Here is a 19,462-nt window from a genome sequence, read left to right as displayed (position 1 = left end):
ACTGTCGTGGCCTTACTCCCCCAACGGCAAGGGCTGGGGCAGGCACCTATACGCCCCAGTTTTCCCGCAGCGCGCGCTCGAACTCCCTCGCCGGCAGCGGGCGCGAGAACAGGTAGCCCTGCACTTCGTCGCAGCCGGAACTCTTCAGGAAGGCCAGCTGCTCGGCCGTCTCCACGCCTTCGGCGATCACCTTGTGGTGCAGCTGCTGGGCAATGCTGATGATGGTGCTGGCGATGGCGCAGTCGCTGGCGTCGGTGGGGATGCCGGTGGTGAACGAACGGTCGATTTTCAGGGTATCGATGGGAAAGCGCTTCAAATAGGACAGACTCGAATAGCCGGTGCCGAAGTCGTCCAGCGACAGGGCCACGCCCAGAGCCGTGATGCGGTCCATGATGGCGATGACCCTCTCGATGTTGTGCATCAGGGTGCTTTCCGTGATTTCCAGTTCCAGCCAGGCCGCTTCCAGGCCGTAGCGGGCCAGGGTCGCCGCCACCCTGGCGGGCAAGGCTGCCGTGAATTCGCGCGCGGAAACGTTGACGGCCAGGCGGATCGGCGGCAGGCCAGCCAGCTTCCATGCTTGCGCCTGGGCGCAGGCCGCTTCCAAGACCCATTCGCCCACCTGCACCACCAGGCCCGTCGATTCGGCCAAGGGGATGAATTCGGCGGGCGGGATCATGCCGTGCTGCGGGTGATGCCAGCGCACCAGTGCTTCGGCGCCGATGATGCGCCCGCTGCCGAGCGCATACTTCGGCTGGTAGTGCAGCAGCAGTTGCTGCTCCGACAGGGCCTGGCGCAAGCCCGTTTCCAGGCGCATGCGCGCCTGCATGCCCTGGTTCATGTCCTGGCTGTAGAAGGCCACGCTTTCCGCTTCGCCGCCGCTATCCTGCTTGGCGCGGTACATGGCGATGTCGGCCAGGCGCAGCAGGGTTTCCGCATCCTGCCCGTCCTGCGGATACACGCTGATGCCGATGCTGGCGCCCACGCGCAGGTCGTGGTCCTCGATCAGGAACGGCTCCACCAGCGAGGCGAGGAGCTTTTGCGCCACCATGCTCGCTTCGAAATGCTGGCCGATGTCGAACAGGCCGACGGCGAACTCGTCGCCGCCCAGGCGGGCCACCAGGTCCTGGTCACGCAATACCTGGCGGAAACGCAAGGAGACCTGGCGCAGCAGTTCGTCGCCGATGCGCCGGCCCAGGGTGTCGTTGATCAGCTTAAAACGGTTCAGGTCGATGAACAGCACGCAACCAAGCATCTTGCTGCGCTGCGCCACGCTGAGAGCCTGGTCGACCAGTTTGGCCAGCAAGGTACGGTTGGGCAGGCTGGTCAGCGGGTCGTAGTAGGCCAGGTGGTGCAGCCGCTCTTCGGCCAGCTTGCGTTCCGTGATGTCCGTCAGGTAGGCGATGAGTCCGATGGGCTTGTCGTCCAGGTCTTGCAGCGGCGACAAGGACAGGCTGGCCCAGAAGACCTCGCCCGACTTCTTTCGCCGGCGCACCTCCATCAGGCGCCCTCCCTGCTCCAGGAAGGCGTCGTGGAAACCCGTGTCTTCGTCGTCGTACAGGAACAGGATGTTGCGCCCCACGGCTTCCACCGAGGTGTAGCCGAACAGGCGCTCGGCGCCCTTGTTCCAGCTGGTGATGTAGCCCGTCAAGTCCATCGTCAGCACGGATTCGTGCAACTGGTCGAGGATTTGCGTCTGCTGCGCCAGCAAGGCTTCGACTTGCGCGTAGGCATGGGTCGAGCGTTGCGCCAGCGAATGCACCTGCAAGACGCCGGCCGTCAACGATGCCAGGCTGGCCAGGTGGCGGCGGTCGGCATCGTTATACAGCGGGCGGCCGGCCACGCTGTAATGGCCGAAGCAATGGCCGTCGAAGCTGACTTCCTGCAACAACGCGGGCGTATCGCGGGGAAACGGCACGGCTGGCGCAGCGGCGTCCGTACTGGCCGCGGGCAGGAACTGGCCATGCGGGCTGGCCATCACGGTGCTGGCGATACGGCCCAGCTCAGCTACCAGCGCAGAGCCGCGCAAACGCACGACGGCGTCGCACAGGGCGGCGCTGTCAGCGAGGAAATCCGACACCGGAAACAGGGTCATGCTAGAGGTTCCGGCTGACCTGGATGGCCCATTGGTAGGCCTGCAGCAGGCTGCGCCAATAGGTTTCTCCATCGATGCCGGCGCGGCGCAAGCCGTCGGGCGGCGGCGTGGCGCTTTCGACCAGCGCCAGCAAGGTGCCCAGCTCGCCATTACGCTCGAGCAAGGCCGTGCTCACTTCGGGCGCCAGGTTCAGGGTGGCGATGATGTCTTCCATCGGCATGCCCAGCAGGACGTCGAGCAGGGAAAACACGCCTGCCATGAAGGCCAGGTCTTGCGCGTCGCGGTCTCCGCCGCGCAGCTGGCACAGCGCTTCCATCTGCGCCGCGCGCACGGCCGCCAGCGGCAGCAGCGCGTGGATCTTGCCGTCATCTTGCTGGCGCGCATACAGCAGCAGTTGCAGCCAGCGCTGCAGCTGGCGCCGGCCCAGCAGGGTGATGGCCTGGCTGAAGCTGCTAATCGGCGCCGTGAAACCGAAGGCGGCGGAATTAACCAGTTTTAATAGATGATAGCTGAGCGATGGGTCTTGCTTGAGCGGCACTTCCAGCTCGTGCGCGTCGGCATCACGGGCCAGCAGACCCAGCAGCGCCAGCACGCGGCGGCGCGACGTGGCGTCTTCCGGCTCGCTTTGCTGGCGCGCATGCTGCAGGGCGTAATCGCCGGCAAACCAGCTCACGCCGAGTTCTTGCAATTCGGCAATCTGCCCCGCGTCGGCGATGTTGTAGGCCAGGTGCGGCCCCGGCAGGGGCAGCAGCTGATGCAGGGCCGGGCGGGCGCCGGCCGCGTCAAAGCTGAGCGCGCGCGCGTCGACCTGCGCCGCCACCACGGGACCGGCCTCGGCGCCATCGAGCAGGATGCGGTAGCCGGCGTCGCGCCATTGCCGGCATTTTTTCTGCAGCGCTTTGTCGCCGGCAAGATGGGCAGGCAAACGGAAGATGGTGCGTTGCGGCGCCAGTTGCGCCAGCACGGCCTCGTCCACGCCATGCGGGTCGGCCAGGGGAATGATGCAGTCGAGCGGCGCCAGGAAGGCATACGCATCGGCGGCGGCCAGCGCCGCCAGCAGCGACGCCGTCGAGGCCTGCGGTACATGCAGGGTAACAGCGACCCACTCGTTATGAGCATTGGCTACTGCTTGTAATCCCACCAACGGAAACAGGTTTGATTCAGACGCTGACATCGGTATCTCAGTGTGGGTAGGGCGCCATAGTAAATAAACTGACCAGCATTGGCAACCCTGGCCCGACAGGGATGCCATTTCGACAGCGAGATTCATTCTATCCGAATCTCACCCATGAAACAGTTTAATTTTGGCAATAAATATTCAAAAAGAACATTCCCCCGCGAGACCCGCCTGGCATGCGGGTGCCGCCGCGCGCGCCTTCTCAGGCGCTGCCGCCCTGTGCATGCTCGACCGCATATTTGATCAATTCGGCCTGCCCTTCGATGCCGAGCTTGCGCTTGATGTTCAGCCGGTGCGTCTCCACCGTGCGCACGCTCAGGTCCAGCACGCGGGCGATCTGCTTGTTCGACTGGCCCGCCGCGATGTGCTGCAGCACTTGCTGCTCGCGCGTGGTGAGGAAGGAATCGTGGACTTGCGGGCGCGACAGCTGCCGCGCCAGCGCCGCACTGTAATAAATGCCGCCGGACATCACCGTCTCGATGGCAAACACAATATCTTTCCCTGGAGCATCTTTGAGTACATAGCCGCGCGCGCCCGCGGCGATGGCTTGCGACACGTATTCGAGCTTGTCGTGCATGGACAGGATCAGCACGGCAATCTGCGGGAACGCCTGCTTGAACAGCGCCGTCGCCTCGATGCCGTTCGTGCCGCGCATATTAATATCCATCAACACGAGGTCCACCTGGTGCGCGCGCGCCTGGGCCAGCGCTTCGTCGGCGCCGCCCGCCTCGGCCACCACGTCGAAATGCGCCACCGCTTCCAGGCGCGCGCGCAAGCCGTCGCGCACGAGGGGGTGGTCGTCCACCAGCAGGATGTTGATCTTCTCGGTCATGGTTGCGTATCTATTCTTAGTGGGTGGATGAAAGGGCGAGCCGCGCCAGCACCACGGTGCCGGCCGGGGACGAGGTGATGTGCAGGCTGCCGCCGATGGCTTCCATGCGTTCCGTCATGTTGCGCAGGCCGATGCCGCGCTGCGGATGCAGGGCGATGCCGTCAAAGTCGAAGCCGCCGCCGTTATCCTGGATGCGCAATTCCACGGCCTTGCCCGCCTCGCGCAGGCTTACTTCCACGCCGCGGGCGTGGGCATGGCGCTCGCAATTGGTCAGCGCTTCCTGGGCGATACGGAACAGCACGGTATTGACCATGTCGGGCAAGCCCTCGCCCGCCGCCGCCGGACTGGCCGTGAAACTGGCTTGCGCGCTGCTGCTGTCGTTAAACTCATGCACGAGATGGTCGAGCGCGGCGGCCAGGCCCAGGTCGTCGAGGATGGCCGGGCGCAGGTTGTGCGAAATGCGCCGCACCTCGCCCAGCACCTTGTTCAGCTGCTCGGCGGCACGCTCGAACGTGGCCGGCGCCTTGTCTTTCTGTTCCGCATTGCCGGCCAGACGCGCGATGCCCGCCTCGATCTGCAGCTTGATCGACACCAGCCACTGGCTGATGCCGTCATGCAAGTCACGCGACAGCCGCGCCCGCTCTTCTTCCTGCGATTCGACCACGCGCTGCGCCAGCACTTTCAGCTTGGCATCGGCCACGCGCAGTTCGCGCAAGTTCAGCACGAGGCCGCAGGCGGCGACCAGCAGGGAGCCGAGGATGGCGATGGCGGCGATCAACTCCATGGTCGAGCGGATATTGCGCGACTGCTGGGCGTCGACCTTGGCCAGCGCCTGGTCCACGTCGTCCATGTAAATACCGGTACCCATCATCCAGCCCCATTCCGGCATCAGGATCACATAGCCGAGCTTGGGCGCGGACTTGTTGGTCGACGGCTTGATCCAGTTGTAGCGCTCGAAACCGCCGCCGCTCTTCGCCCGCTGCATCAGGCGCTGGATGGTCAGATTGCCCTCGGCGTCGCGCAGCTCCCACAGATTCTGCCCCACCAGCTCGGGCTGGCGCGGATGCATCAGCGACTTGCCCTGCAAATCGTAGATGAAGAAATAGCCGTCGTCGCCATAGCTGAGGGCGGACAGGATGCGCTTGGCCTCCTCTTGCGTGGCGTCATCCTTGCGGCCAGAACCATATAACGAGGCGATGGAATGGCTGGCCAGGGTCACGTAATGCTTGAGCTCGGCTTCCTTGCTGGCCAGGTACGCTTGCTGGATGGTGGCGCGCTGCTGCTCGGCCAGGGTGATCGCCTGGTGCCGCACGGCAAACGCAATGGCGCACAGGGCGAGGATGAGCGGCGTGAGGGCCAGGAAGATGACTTTCTGTCTGAGTTTCATGGCCTTGCGCGCTCCGGCGGCGTCGATGCTGGTGGGAATGGGTGATTTTACGTCGCGGCGCGGCGATCGGTCTGCGTAGTAATACTGAGCGTTACTGCGTAGTGCTGCGCTTGCGGCAATTATACGATTCCTGAATACTCGCCATAAGCTGCAGATACACCAAAAGTCACATCCAAACTGGCGACGACCAGGCTCGGCAGCACACATCATCGCACGGCACAGCGCCCGTCAATCTCTGGAGGAAGCATGAACCGCATTTTCAAACAACTCGGCTGGGCAGCGCTTGCGCTGGCAGGCGCCGGGTCCCTGGGCGTTGTCGCCCTGCAACGTGGCGAACCGATCAGCGCGATCTGGATCGTCATCGCCGCCGTCTGCGTCTATCTGATCGCCTACCGTTTCTACAGCCTGTTCATCGCCGACAAGGTGCTGGGCCTCGATGCACGCCGCATGACGCCCGCCTTCAAGCACAACGATGGCCTGGACCACGTGCCGACCAACAAATATGTGCTGTTCGGCCACCATTTCGCGGCAATTGCCGGCGCCGGCCCCCTGGTCGGCCCCGTGCTGGCCGCGCAGATGGGCTATCTGCCCGGCATGCTGTGGATTTTGGCGGGCGTCGTGTTTGCCGGCGCCGTGCAGGATTTCATCGTGCTGTTCATTTCCATGCGCCGCGATGGCCGTTCCTTGGGCGACCTGATCAAGGCTGAACTGGGCGAAATTCCCGGCATGATCGCTCTGCTCGGCTGCTTCATGATCATGGTCATCATCCTGGCCGTGCTGGCACTGATCGTCGTCAAGGCTCTGACGGGCTCGCCTTGGGGCAGCTTCACCGTGATGGCGACGATTCCCATCGCCCTGTTCATGGGCGTGTACTCGCGCTTCATCCGCGTGGGCCGCATCGGCGAAATCTCCATCATCGGCTTTGTCTTGCTGATGCTGGCCATCATCGGCGGCCAGTACGTGCAGGAACATGCCGTTCTCGGCCCGATGTTCACGTTCACGGGCACGGAACTGACGTGGATGCTGATCGGCTACGGCTTCATCGCTTCCGTCCTGCCCGTGTGGCTGCTGCTGGCGCCGCGCGACTACCTGTCGACTTTCCTTAAAATCGGCACGATTCTGGGCCTGGCCATCGGCATCATCGTCGTCGCGCCTTACCTGAAAATGCCGGCCATGACCAAGTTCATCGACGGCTCCGGCCCCGTCTGGTCGGGCAATCTGTTCCCCTTCCTGTTCATCACGATCGCCTGCGGCGCCGTTTCCGGCTTCCACGCGCTGATTTCCTCGGGCACCACGCCGAAGATGATTGAAAACGAAAGCCACGCCCGCTTCATCGGCTACGGCGCCATGCTGATGGAATCGTTCGTGGCCATCATGGCCCTGGTGGCCGCCTCGACCATCGAGCCGGGCATCTATTTCGCCATGAACAGCCCGGCCGCCCTGATCGGCACCACGGCGGAATCGGCCGCCCAGGCGATTTCGCAGTGGGGCTTCTATGTCACGCCGGAAATGCTGACGCAAACGGCCAAGGACGTTGGCGAGCACAGCATCATTTCACGCGCGGGCGGCGCACCGACCCTGGCCGTGGGCATGGCGCAGATCCTGTCCGGCGCCATCGGCGGCAAGGCCATGATGGCCTTCTGGTACCACTTCGCCATCCTGTTCGAAGCGCTGTTCATCCTGACGGCCGTCGATGCGGGCACACGTGCCGGCCGCTTCATGCTGCAAGACTTGCTGGGCAGCTTCGTGCCAGCGCTGAAACAGACGGAAAACGTCATCGCCAACCTGCTGGCCACGGGCCTGTGCGTGGCGGCCTGGGGCTACTTCCTGTACCAGGGCGTGGTCGATCCATTGGGCGGCATCAACACCCTGTGGCCGCTGTTCGGCATCGCCAACCAGATGCTGGCGGCGATTGCACTGATCCTCGGCACCTGCGTGCTGTTCAAGATGAAGCGTGGCCAGTACGCATGGGTCACCATCACGCCGACCATCTGGCTACTGCTGTGCACCTTGACGGCGGGCTGGCAAAAGATTTTCGACGCCAACCCGCGCGTCGGTTTCCTCGCGCATGCGAAGAAATACTCGGCGGCCCTCGATGAAGGCACCCTGCTGGCGCCGGCCAAGTCGGTGGCGCAGATGCAGCAGATCATCTTCAACGATTACCTCGACGCCGGCCTGGCCGCCTTCTTCGTCATCGTCGTGATCAGCGTGCTGTTCTTCGGCATCCGCACCATCATGAAGGCGCGCGCCGACAGCAAACCGAGCACCAAGGAAACGCCGTTCCAGGCCATGCCCACGGTGCAATGATGATAGATGAAATCATCAAGGCTGGACGGTATCTGGGGCAAAGCATGCGGCTCATGTGCGGCTTGCCCGAGTACGACACCTATGTGGCGCACCGGGAAGTGACCCATCCCGGCGAGCCGATGATGACGTATGAAGAGTTTTTCCGCGAGCGGCAGGAAGCCCGTTACGGCGGGGCGGGAAAACGTGGAGGTTGTTGTTAATAGTATGGTCAGTCCCTTCGGGATCGGCATGTGCCCCATTGGGACACATGCCCCCTCCTGGGTCTGACCCCGGCCTTTCAGGGGTTTAATTGCATCCCCAAAAGCAAATACCGGGGTCAGTTGCGTAGGTCGGATTAGCTCGTAGAGCGTAATCCAACAACATCGTTGGCGCGGCCGGTGGTGCTGTCGGATACGCGCGGCTTTGCCGCGCTAATCCGACCTATGTGCTGCCCTCCGTTGTTTCATCTCTTATAAGTTCCCCTCCCCTCTCCTCCATTAGACCCACATCAATATCGGGATGTGTCTTCGCGTCTATATTTTTCCAATAGGAAATTAAAAAACAGTCAACAGGCCGACCGGAGAAGCGCCACAACCATGTTCAATTTCCAACGCTCCAGCATCAGCCAGAAGCTGACCATGATTTCGGTATTGTCGTCGGGCTGCGCGCTGCTGCTGGTGTTCGTGGCGTTTGCGCTGACTTCCGTGCTCAACCACAAGAACGATGAAGGCAAGCAACTGCTGTCGCTGGCGGGCGTGATCGGCGCGGCCAGCGCGGCGCCCATGCTGTTGGGCAAGCCGGCGCAGGCGCAGGCGGAACAGGTGCTGGCGGCACTGTCCGCGCGCGACGAGGTCGCCCAGGCGGCCCTGTTCGACAAGGGCGGGCGCCTGTTCGCCCTGTACCGCGCGCCGCAGCATGCGGACGGCCTGGCGGCGCCGGAAGACATGGACCCGGCCCTGCTGGCCGACATGGCCGTGCAGCCCGTCACGCAAGGCTCGGGCACGACCCTGGCGCCCGCCATGCGCTTGTACCGCCCCGTCTACCGGCCAGGCGAGCCGCAACAGATCATCGGCGCCGTGCTGATCGAGGCGGACCTGAACCACATGTGGCGCGACATCGGCCGCCACGTGGGCGCCATCGGCGGCGCCACCGTGCTGTCCTTCCTGATCGCCGTGTTCCTCGCGCGGCGTTTCAAGAGCGTGATCGCCGAACCGATCACCAAGCTGATCGATACGGCGCAAAAAGTGTCGAGCAGCCAGACCTACAGCCACCGCATTGCGCACCAGCGCAGCGACGAGCTGGGCGTGCTGATCGACAGTTTCAACGACATGCTGGCGCAGATCGACAGCCGCGACAGCACCCTGGCCAATTACCGCGACCAGCTCGAGCGCCAGGTGGGCGTGCGCACGGCGCAGCTGGAAAAGGCCAAGGATGCGGCCGAGGCGGCCAGCCAGGCGAAGAGCGCGTTTCTCGCCACCATGAGCCATGAAATCCGCACGCCGATGAACGGCGTGCTGGGCATGACGGAATTGCTGCTGGCCAGCCCGTTGAGCCCGCAGCAGCGCCACTACACGAGCATGGTGCAGCGCTCGGGACAGAATCTGCTGGTGATCATCAACGACATCCTCGACTTTTCCAAGATCGAGGCAGGCAAGCTGAGCGTGGAATACATCCGCTTCAATTTCCGCGAATTGCTCGACGACATAGAACACGTGTTCGCGCCGCAGGCGGAAGCGAAGAATATCAGCCTGGAATTCGACATCGCCTACGACATTCCGATCGCCATCTGCGGCGACCCCAACCGTTTGCGCCAGATCATCGTCAATCTGCTGGGCAACGCCATCAAGTTTACGGAAACGGGCAAGGTCACCGTGAAAGTGACCGTGTGCAGCGAAGACGCGCCCAGCGTGGGCTTGCGCTTCGAGGTACACGACACGGGCATCGGCGTATCAAACGAGGCGCAGACGCGCATCTTCGAATCGTTCTCGCAGGCGGACGGCTCGACCACGCGCAAGCACGGCGGCACGGGCCTTGGGTTGACGATCTCGAAACAGCTGGTGGAACTGATGGGCGGCACTATCGGCGTTGATAATGCTTTAACGCAAGGCTCGATCTTCTGGTTCGAAGTAAATTTCGATAAGCGGCGAGTCGACAGCGACGACCCCTCCTTCAACCTGAAAACCACGCGAGGGTTACGCGCCTTGATCGTCGACCACACACCCGCCACGCGCGCCGTGCTGGAGCGGCAACTGGCCAGCTGGCACATCGTCAGCGACAGCGCCGGCACGGCCAGCGACTGCCTGGCCAAGCTGCGCGCGGCGGCCCAGGCGGGCACGCCATATGGCGTGGCGCTGCTCGACATGGAATTGCCGCGCACCAGCGGCCTGGCCCTGGCCGCCACCATCAAGAGCGACCCGCTGCTGGCCGACCTCAAATTACTGCTGCTGAGCACGGAACAGGCGGCGGCCGACCCCGTGCAGCGGCGCGAGGCGGGCGTGGCCTTCCAGCTGATCAAGCCGGCCCGCGAATGCGACCTATTCGACTGCATCGTCACGCCGCCGCGCGCCAGCGATAGCCTGCGCATCCATCCGCCGCACGCGGCGCGGCAGGTGGGCCGGCGCCAGCGCCGCCGCGTGCTGCTGGCCGAAGATAACCCCGTCAACGTGGAAGTGGCGCTGGCCATGCTCGACAGCCTGGGTCTGGACGTGGTCTGCGCGCGCAACGGCGAAGAAGCCCTGCAGGCGGCGCAGGCCGAGGATTTCGATCTGATCCTGATGGATTGCCAGATGCCCGTGATGGACGGCTTTGCCGCCACGGCGGAAATCCGCCGCCACGAACAGCAGTGCGGCCACGCGCGCGTGCTGCCCATCGTCGCCATCACGGCCAATGCGCTGCAGGGCGACCGCGAAGCGTGCCTGGCGGCCGGCATGGACGATTACCTGAGCAAACCGTTCACGCAGCTGGACCTGGGCCACACGATCGCGCGCTGGATCACCCTGCCGCGCGCCGCCACCGTGCACCACAGCGAAGCGCCGGAGCCGCAGACGCCGCAAGAAGCGCCGCAGGAAGCGCCGCCCGGGCCGCCGCCCGAGGTGACGCCGCCATCCGCCGCCACGGCATCGGTCCAGCCGCTGAACCGGCAGGCGCTGGAAAACATCCGCGCCCTGTCGCACGCCGACGGCGATGCGCTGCTGGAACGGGTCATCCAGGCCTTCACCGGCGAGACGCCGCGCCAGTTGAGCGCCATGCGCGAAGCGATCGCCGGCGCGGACGCGGAAGCGCTGCGCAAGGTGGCGCACAGCCTCAAATCGGGCAGCGCCAACGTGGGCGCCGACGGCCTGGCGCAGCTGTGCAAGGAGATGGAAAAACTGGGCCGCGCCGGCAGCACCGAGGGCGCGGCTCCCCTGCTGCTGCAGATGCAGCAAGCCTTCCTGACCGTACGCGAATCGCTGAACGCCATCCTCGTGAAGGAACACTGACATGACAGCGCCCCTCTCCCCTCCCCGCGGCCTGGTGCTGGTGGCCGACGACGATCCCGTGATGCGCTTGCTGATGCGGCAAATGCTCACGCAAGTGGGCCTGGACGTGATCGAGGCCGAAGACGGCGTGCAGGCGCTGGCCAGCTACAAGCACAGCGGGCCGGACCTCGTCATGCTCGACATCGACATGCCGGCCATGGACGGCTTTGCCGTGTGCCGCGAAATCCGCCACCAGGAAGTGGGCGGCACGGTGCCCGTCATCATGGTCACGGGCGGCGACGAACTGGAAGCCGTCACGCGCGCCTACGAGGTGGGCGCCACCGATTTCATTTCCAAACCCATCAACTGGCCCATCCTCGGGCACCGCGTGCTGTACGTGCTGCGCGCCAGCGACGCCATCGCCCGCCTGCGCATCGCCGACGCGCACAACCGCGCCGTGCTGGCCGCCATCCCCGACACCTTCTTCCGTCTCAACCGCGAAGGCTTCTATCTCGACTACGAACAGGGCCACGACGCCAGCGCCGGCTTTTCCATCAGCAACTGCGTGGGCAGCCATATCCGCGACGTGCTGCCGCCTGAAATCGCCGCGCGCCTGCTCGACAAGGCGCACGCGGTGCTGGCCACGCAGCACATCGGCTCGGTCGACTACACGCTCACGCACGAGGACAGCACGCGCCATTTCGAGGCGCGCCTGGTGGCGACGGGGGCCGACGAGGTGCTGGGCCTGGTGCGCGACATCAGCGAGCGCAAGCGCACGGAAGAGCAGATCCGCCGCCTCGCCTATTGCGACAGTCTGACGGGCATCCCCAACCGCCAGGCCTTCCTGGAAACCCTGGAACGGGAACTGCTGCGTTCGAAGGAGCACGACAAGAAATTTGCCGTGCTGTTCATGGACCTCGATGCCTTCAAGCGCATCAACGACACCCTGGGCCACGACGTGGGCGACCATTTGCTCAAGGTGGTGTCCGAGCGCCTGCGCGAAACCATCCGCCCCAGCGACCTGGTGCTGCGCGCCGAACACGAGTTCGAGGCGTCCTCCGGCGGCAGCAACCTGGCGCGCCTGGGCGGCGACGAATTCACGATCCTGATCCCCGACCTGGAGCGGGTGGAAGACGCGCTGAACGTGGCGCACCGGGTCAAGGAAGCCATGCGCCGGCCCTTCATGATCGAGGGGCACGAGATTTTCGTCACGGCCAGCATCGGCATCTCGCTGTATCCGGAAGATGGCGAGGACTGCAACTCGCTGTTGAAATATGCGGACACGGCCATGTATCACGCGAAGAACTGCGGCAAGAACAACGCCAAGCTGTACAGCTCCTCGCTGACGATGGAAATCATGAGCCACGTCAAGATGGAAGTGGGCTTGCGCAAAGCCTTGCAGAACAACGAACTGTATCTGCTGTACCAGCCGCAGATCGACGTGCCCAGCACGCAGATCGTGGGCGTGGAAGCGCTGGTGCGGTGGCGCCATCCGGAGCGGGGCATCATTTCGCCCACGGAATTCATCCCGCTGGCCGAAGAGACGGGGCTGATCGTGCCCATCGGCGAATGGGTGCTGCGCACGGCCTGCAACCAGGCCAAGGCCTGGCAAAGCCATGGCGGGCACGCCATCCGCATGGCCGTCAACCTGTCGGCCAAACAATTCAAGGATGAAAACCTGATGCAGATCGTGCTCTCGGCACTGGCCGACACGGGCCTCGATGCGCGCCTGCTGGAACTGGAATTGACGGAAGGTACCCTGATGGACGATGCGCGCGCCACCATGGTGACCCTGGAGCAATTGCGCGGCATCGGCGTCTACCTGTCCATCGACGACTTCGGCACGGGCTATTCGTCGATGAATTATCTGAAGCGCTTCGACGTCCGGGCTTTAAAAATCGACAAGAGTTTTATCGCCGGCTTGCCGCAGGATACGGAAAACGCGGCCATCACGCGCGCCATCATCGCCATGGCGCACGGCTTGAAAATGGTGGTGGTGGCCGAGGGCGTGGAGACGGACGAGCAACTGCTGATGCTGGAAGAATACGGCTGCGACATGGCCCAGGGATACTTTTTAGGCCACCCGTCGCCGCACGACACGATCACGGCCATGCTGGCCAGGCAGGCGGGCCAGCTGGCCAGCCTGGAAACTAGAGCACTTCGAAGGCAAGGATTTGCGTGACTTGCTGCGGATTGAAATTGTCGTCGGAAATCACCACCAGGCTGCGGCGGCCGTTTTCCAGGCGCGGCCCCCAGCTGATGCCTTCGATATTGTCGACCTTGGGCAAGCCGGTCTTTTCCAGGTCCAGCAGCAATCGCTTGCGCGCCGGCACATAAGCCGCGCCCGCCAGGGCCGGGATATCCCGGATATCGGTGGCGCCATCCGTCTCCATTTCGTAGATGCGCACGTGATTCGTGTACAGGCCGTTCGCGTTGGCCACGCCGGCCCGCTCCACCACCAGCACCTGATGGCCGTTCACGGCGAGGATTTCCGACACGCCATTGTCCGCCTCGCGCCCCGGCGCGGGCCGCGACGCCACGGGCTCAATCGGATACGCATACTGGCCCAGCACCTTGCCCGCGCGGTCCAGGCGCGTGATGCGCACCACGGAGCCGTTGTCGGGCGTGGCCAGCGGGCCGTCCTGGTACAGGGCCGCTTCCATGCCCAGCCACAAGCTCTTGCCATCGCTGGCAAACGACAGCGCTTCAAACGTCATGTTGTTGCGCGAGCCGATTTCTTCCTTCGAGACATTGAACATGGCGGGCGTGGGCAAGGTGGCCAGGAATTTTCCATCGCGGTCCGCATGGCGCACGAACGGATGCAAGCCCACCTTGCGGTTGCCTTCGCTGCCGTACCACAGGCTGCCGTCCTGCGGATCGACGCGGATGGTTTCGATGTCGGGCACCTGGTCGCCCCGGTCCAGTTTTGCATGGGCCAGGTTCGGGTAGCGGCTGCCATCGGGCTGCGTGAAGAAATGCACGCTGCTCAAAGTCACGCCAGAGAACGCCTTGCTGTCGTAATTGAGGCTGGCGCGGTAGAAGCGGGCCGGATTGATTTCCGAGCGGTCATCGCTTTCCATCACCCAAGTATTGCTCGCCGCATCGTAGTCGATGCCCGACAAGCCGCCCACCGTGGTGCCCTCGAACGCGTACTTAAGCGCGATGCGCTGCTCGCCGATCAGGCGCAGGCCAGCAATCGGCGCGTCGTGGGGGAAGCTGGCGCAGGCGGAGAGGAGGATAATGCTGGATGCCAGGACAAGCGCGGTACGGAAAATTCGATGCATGACAGGTATCAGTGAGTTGCGTAGGTCGGCTTAGCGCGAAGCGCGTAAGCCGACAACATTGTTGGCTTGGCTGGTGGTGTCGGTATAACGTGGTGGTGTTGGTAACGTGGCGCGGTGGTGTCGATAACGTGACGTGGTGGTTGTCGGATTACGCGGCTACGCCGCTAATCCGACCTACCCGACCTACCCCACTTCGAAATTCAGGGGTCAGACCCGCCGGGTCTGCCCCCAGCTTTAATTCTGTCGGCTAAGAATGAATCACACCACCCCATCGGCCTTCAGTTGCGCGATGGCGGCGGCGTCATAGCCGAGCGACGCCAGCACCTCGTCGTTGTGCTGGCCCAGGGCCGGTCCCAGCCATTGCGTCTTGCCCGGCGTGGCGGACAGTTTCGGGCTGATGGCGGGCAGTTTCACAGGGGTACCGTCGGCGAAATGGTGCTGTTCGAACATGTCGCGGGCGAGAAATTGCGGATCGCTCATCATGTCGCGCACCGAGTAAATCTTCCCGGCCGGTACGTCGGCGGCCTTCAGCACGGCCAGCGCGCTGGCTATCGTGTGCGTGGCGCACCAGGCGCCGATGGCGTCGTCGATTTCCTGCGTGCGCGCCACCCGGCCGTCGTTGCGCGCCAGCTGCGGGTCGCCCGCCATGTCGATGCGGCCCATGGCCAGCATCAGGCGCTTGAAGATGGCGTCGCCATTACCCGCAATCACGATGTTTTCGCCGTCGCCCGTCGTGTAGGTATTCGAGGGCACGATGCCGGGCAGCGAGCCGCCCGTGCGCTCGCGCACCACGCCCGCCTGGTCGTATTCGGGCACCAGCGACTCCATCAGGTTGAACACGGATTCGTACAGGGCCACGTCGACCATCTGCCCTTCCCCGCCGTTTCGTCCGCCCGTCACGTCGCGGTGGCGCAAGGCCATCATGGCGCCGATCACGCCGTGCAGGGCCGCCACCGAGTCGCCGATCGACACGCCGACCCGTACGGGCGGACGGTCGGCAAAGCCGGACACATAGCGCAAGCCGCCCATCGATTCGCCGATGGCGCCGAAACCGGGCAAATCCTTCATCGGTCCCGTCTGGCCAAAGCCGGACAGGCGCACCATGATGAGCGAAGGCTTGTCTTTCTTCAGTTGTTCGTATCCCAAGTCCCACTTTTCCAGCACGCCGGGACGGTAGTTCTCGATGATGATGTCCGCTTCCAGGGCCAGCTGGCGGGCAATCGCCCGGCCCTCGGGCGACTTCAGGTTCAGCGTTAAACTTTTCTTGTTGCGCGCCTGCACCGACCACCACAGCGAGGTGCCGTCTTTCAGCACTCTCCAGGTACGGATGGGGTCGCCGCCATCGGGCGACTCGATCTTGATCACGTCGGCGCCGAATTCGGCCAGCATGCGGGCGCAGAACGGCCCCGCGATCAGGGTGCCCAGTTCCAGCACTTTAATGCCTTGCAATGGACCAGTGGTCGCGGAGGATTCTGTCATGTTGTGCTCAGGTTGCCCTGCGGTCGAGCATCGCGCGGGCAATCGTGCCCGCGTCGACGTATTCCAGTTCGCCACCCACGGGCACGCCGCGGGCCAGGCGGCTCACGCGCAAGCCCCGCGCCTTCAGCATTTCGCTGATGTAATGGGCCGTCGCTTCGCCTTCATTCGTGAAATTGGTGGCCAGCACCACTTCACTCACCACGCCATCGTTGGCGCGGTTCAGCAATTTTTCGAGGTGGATATCTTTCGGGCCGATACCGTCCAGCGGAGAGAGCCGTCCCATGAGGACGAAATACAGGCCCTTGTAGGTGAGCGTCTGCTCGATCATCAGCTGGTCGGCGGGCGTTTCCACCACGCACAGCAAGCGCTTGTCGCGCTCGTCGTCGAGACAGGTCTCGCACACTTCATGTTCGGTAAAGGTGTTGCACAGGCCGCAGTGATGCACGGCATCGACGGCCTGGAACAAGGCGCGCGACAGCATGGCCGCGCCTTCCCTGTCGTGCTGCAACAAATGAAACGCCATCCGCTGCGCCGACTTGGGGCCGACGCCGGGCAGGCGCCGCAGCGCCTCGGTCAAAAATTCAAGCGACTTGGACATGGATCAACCCTGCCCCGTGCCATCGATCGGGCGCATGCGGCTGTGCATCAGAATGGCATTTTGAAGCCGGCTGGCAAGTTCATGCCGCCGGTCAAGCCTGCCATTTTTTCCGCGGACGTCGCTTCCGCCTTGCGCACGGCGTCGTTGAAGGCGGCAGCCACCAGGTCTTCCAGCATGTCCTTGTCGTCGGCCAGCAAGGACGGGTCGATGGAGACGCGCTTGACGTCGTTCTTGCACGTCATGACGATTTTCACGAGGCCGGCGCCGGACTGGCCTTCCACTTCCACCAGCGCCAGTTGTTCCTGGGCCTTTTTCATGTTGTCTTGCATTGCTTGCGCCTGCTTCATCAGGCCAGCCAGTTGATTTTTCATCATAAGAATGCTCCGTTAATTCAGTTTGTGAGTGTGTTAATCATCAATGCAGGGTCGGCGCGGCGGAGCCGGCCGGTGCAGGGGTAATCGTTCCCGGCACGACAAAAGCGTCGAATGCACGCTTCATGTCGAGCACGAAGGGATCGCTGGCGATGGTTGCTTCCGCGGCAAGCTGGCACGCCTCGCGGTGGGCCTGCGCCTCCGCGCTGGCCGTGTACCAGACGGCGCCCAGTTCCGTGTCGACATTGACCTTGCGGCCGAAGCGTTCGGTCAGCGCGGCCGCCAGTTTTTCCACGTTGGCCGGGCTGCGCCACGTATCGATCGGCACGCGCAGGCGGAACGTAGTGCTGTGGCCATCGTGCAGGCATTCGATCAGCTCGGCCTGCACGGCCAGCTGCTGGGCCACGCCGCGCAAGGGCAGCACGGCGGCCACGGCCGGCCAGTTGCCGTCCCAGTCCAGGCCGGGAACGGGCGTGATCACATACGGCCCGCTGGGCGCGGCTTGCTTGGCGGCACGCTGCGGCATGATGACGGCCGGCTGCTCGCTGCTTTGCGCGGCGGGCGCGGACACGGCGGCAGAGGCGCTGTCGTCGGAAAATTCGGTGACCCACGGCGGCAAGTCGTCATCGGCTTGCTGCTGTGGCGGCGGGGCGGCGGGACGCGCAGGCGGCACCGGCGCGGGCGCTTCCATCACGGCCACTGGCGGCGCATCGTCCCACGGCGCCGGCGCTTGCGCGGCGGCCGGCGGCGGTGCCGCCTGGACGGGTGCTGCCGGGGCTGGCGTAGCGACTACGGCGGCCGGTGCCGGAGCGGCCGGCTTGGGCGCCGACGATGGCGCCGACGGTGCGCTGCCCGGACGGCCTTTCGAGGCGGCGCGGGCCGCTTCCAGCGCCGCATTGATGGCGGCGCGGGCGGAACTGATCGGGGCGCCCGATGCTGCCGGGGCAGCCGCGGCTGCGGGAACAGGGGCGGCGGGCGGCGGCGCCGCTGGTGCGGGTGCCGGGGCTGCTGAAGGTGCGGGTGCGGGTGCCGGTGCGCGTGGCGGCGGCGCTTCGCTGCGGGCCATGCTGGCGGCAGCAGCTGCGACAACGGCGGGCGGTGTCACGGCGGCATGGCTGGCCACGCTGTTCGTGGCGGCGCGGGCGGCCGGTGCGGATGCGCCAGCGGCGGCGCGCGCGGCGGCCACGGCGGCGGGACGATTGCCAGGAGCCGACGCAGGTGCGGCAGCCGGCACGCCTTCGGCGCCGCCTATGCCGGGCCGAAAGGCCAGCATGCGCAGCAAGGTCATGGTAAAGCCCGCGTATTCGTCGGGCGCCAGCCCCAGTTCATTGCGGCCATGCACGGCGATCTGGTAAAACAGCTGCACTTCTTCCGCGTCGAACGCGGCAGCCAGACGCACGATGTCCGCGTATTCGGGCAAATCCTGCGGCAAGGCGGCGGGCACGGTTTGCGCCAGCGCAATGCGGTGCAGCAAGGTGCCCAGGTCTTGCAGGGCGCCGTTATACGACAGGCTGCGCGAGGACATCTCGTCGGCCACGGCCAGCAAGTCGGCGCCATCCTGCTGCGCCAGCGCGTCGAGCAGGCGCACCAGGTACGATTGGTCGAGCGCGCCCAGCATGCCTTGCACGGCATCGAGCGTGACTTCGCCGGCCGCATACGCGATGGCCTGGTCCGTCAAGGACAGCGCATCGCGCATGGAGCCGTGGGCGCCCTGGGCCAGCAGGCGCAAGGCCGGCTGTTCGAAGGCGATGCCCTCCTGCCCCAGGATATTGTCCAGGTGGCTGATGATGTGGCCGGGCGGCATCTGCTTGAGGTTGAACTGCAGGCAGCGCGACAGCACGGTCACGGGAATCTTTTGCGGGTCCGTCGTGGCCAGGATGAACTTGACGTGCTCGGGCGGCTCTTCCAGCGTCTTCAGCATGGAATTGAAGGCGTGATTGGTCAGCATGTGCACCTCATCGATCATATAGACCTTGAAGCGCGCATTGCTGGGCGCGTAGACCGCCTGCTCCAGCAGTTGCGCCATTTCATCGACGCCGCGGTTCGACGCCGCATCCATCTCTATATAGTCGACAAAGCGTCCCGCATCGATCGCCGTGCACGCTTCGCAGACGCCGCAAGGCTGGGCCGTGATGCCGCCCGTGCCGTCGGGGCCGATGCAATTGAGCGATTTGGCCAGGATGCGCGACAGGGTCGTCTTGCCGACGCCGCGCGTGCCCGTGAACAGGTAGGCGTGATGCAAGCGGCCGCTGTGCAAGGCATGCGTGAGCGCGCGCACGACGTGCTCCTGGCCGACGAGCGTCTCGAAATTCTTGGGGCGGTATTTACGGGCGAGGACTTGATAGGACATGCTGAGATTTTACCATGCGATTTTGCGGGTGATCCTGCGCGGCGGGCGCAAGCCTCATGGCCGGGCCAGGCAAACCTGGCAAACGCGGCAAAGCAGCAATTGTATAACATGGCCAGCTGGAAATATGGAAAACACGGCAAGCCCGGCA

The 19,462-nt window shown here is 64.5% G+C and carries 13 protein-coding genes; 4 read left to right on the top strand and 9 right to left on the bottom strand.

Going from position 1 to position 19,462, the window contains the following annotated elements:
• Nucleotides 1-46: 46 nt before the first annotated feature.
• The 4 genes from D9M09_RS06360 to D9M09_RS06345 form a co-directional block, all read right to left on the bottom strand.
• On the bottom strand, nt 47-2,092 hold the full coding sequence (locus D9M09_RS06360) for a putative bifunctional diguanylate cyclase/phosphodiesterase (RefSeq protein ID WP_070224855.1): 2,046 nt from the start codon (nt 2,090-2,092) through the stop codon (nt 47-49).
• Between the two features lies 1 nt (nt 2,093).
• Complete coding sequence (locus tag D9M09_RS06355; protein WP_121668840.1) at nt 2,094-3,266, bottom strand: EAL and HDOD domain-containing protein; 1,173 nt, start codon at nt 3,264-3,266, stop codon at nt 2,094-2,096.
• A 205-nt stretch (nt 3,267-3,471) separates the two neighbouring features.
• Complete coding sequence (locus D9M09_RS06350) at nt 3,472-4,101, bottom strand: response regulator transcription factor (protein ID WP_070224853.1); 630 nt, start codon at nt 4,099-4,101, stop codon at nt 3,472-3,474.
• Between the two features lie 16 nt (nt 4,102-4,117).
• Nucleotides 4,118-5,488, bottom strand: coding sequence for a cache domain-containing protein (locus D9M09_RS06345; RefSeq protein ID WP_070313010.1), 1,371 nt, complete (start codon nt 5,486-5,488; stop codon nt 4,118-4,120).
• A 246-nt stretch (nt 5,489-5,734) separates the two neighbouring features.
• Between D9M09_RS06345 and D9M09_RS06340 the strand changes: the two genes are divergently transcribed.
• From D9M09_RS06340 to D9M09_RS06325, 4 genes are all read left to right on the top strand, one after another.
• Nucleotides 5,735-7,795, top strand: a complete 2,061-nt coding sequence (locus D9M09_RS06340) for a carbon starvation CstA family protein (RefSeq protein WP_070224851.1) — start codon at nt 5,735-5,737, stop codon at nt 7,793-7,795.
• Nucleotides 7,795-7,995 carry a YbdD/YjiX family protein gene (locus D9M09_RS06335; RefSeq protein ID WP_010396213.1) on the top strand — a complete coding sequence of 67 codons (201 nt, stop codon included), beginning with the start codon at nt 7,795-7,797 and terminating at the stop codon, nt 7,993-7,995. Before D9M09_RS06340 ends, D9M09_RS06335 begins: the two co-directional genes overlap by 1 nt.
• Nucleotides 7,996-8,370: 375 nt before the next feature.
• Nucleotides 8,371-11,253, top strand: coding sequence for a hybrid sensor histidine kinase/response regulator (locus D9M09_RS06330; RefSeq protein WP_121668839.1), 2,883 nt, complete (start codon nt 8,371-8,373; stop codon nt 11,251-11,253).
• Between the two features lies 1 nt (nt 11,254).
• On the top strand, nt 11,255-13,414 hold the full coding sequence (locus D9M09_RS06325; protein ID WP_121668838.1) for a putative bifunctional diguanylate cyclase/phosphodiesterase: 2,160 nt from the start codon (nt 11,255-11,257) through the stop codon (nt 13,412-13,414).
• Here the strand turns inward: D9M09_RS06325 and D9M09_RS06320 are convergent.
• The 5 genes from D9M09_RS06320 to dnaX form a co-directional block, all read right to left on the bottom strand.
• Nucleotides 13,383-14,516, bottom strand: a complete 1,134-nt coding sequence (locus D9M09_RS06320; protein WP_121668837.1) for an esterase-like activity of phytase family protein — start codon at nt 14,514-14,516, stop codon at nt 13,383-13,385. The two genes, D9M09_RS06325 and D9M09_RS06320, sit on opposite strands and share 32 nt — an antisense overlap.
• Before the next feature lie 258 nt (nt 14,517-14,774).
• The gene (locus D9M09_RS06315) at nt 14,775-15,995 is read right to left on the bottom strand and encodes a CaiB/BaiF CoA transferase family protein (RefSeq protein WP_121668836.1); all 1,221 of its coding nucleotides are present in this window, start codon (nt 15,993-15,995) and stop codon (nt 14,775-14,777) included.
• Nucleotides 15,996-16,002: 7 nt separating this feature from the next.
• Nucleotides 16,003-16,593, bottom strand: coding sequence for a recombination mediator RecR (gene recR / locus D9M09_RS06310; RefSeq protein WP_121668835.1), 591 nt, complete (start codon nt 16,591-16,593; stop codon nt 16,003-16,005).
• Between the two features lie 47 nt (nt 16,594-16,640).
• Nucleotides 16,641-16,967, bottom strand: coding sequence for a YbaB/EbfC family nucleoid-associated protein (locus D9M09_RS06305; RefSeq protein ID WP_034759121.1), 327 nt, complete (start codon nt 16,965-16,967; stop codon nt 16,641-16,643).
• Nucleotides 16,968-17,007: 40 nt separating this feature from the next.
• Entirely contained in the window at nt 17,008-19,314 is a 2,307-nt protein-coding gene (gene dnaX / locus D9M09_RS06300; RefSeq protein ID WP_121668834.1) for a DNA polymerase III subunit gamma/tau, read from the bottom strand.
• Between the last annotated feature and the right edge of the window lie 148 nt (nt 19,315-19,462).

The organism is Janthinobacterium agaricidamnosum (assembly GCF_003667705.1).
Taxonomy (GTDB): domain Bacteria; phylum Pseudomonadota; class Gammaproteobacteria; order Burkholderiales; family Burkholderiaceae_D; genus Janthinobacterium.
Note: the sequence above shows the minus strand (reverse complement) of the source record. Positions and strands in the feature narration are given on the sequence as shown.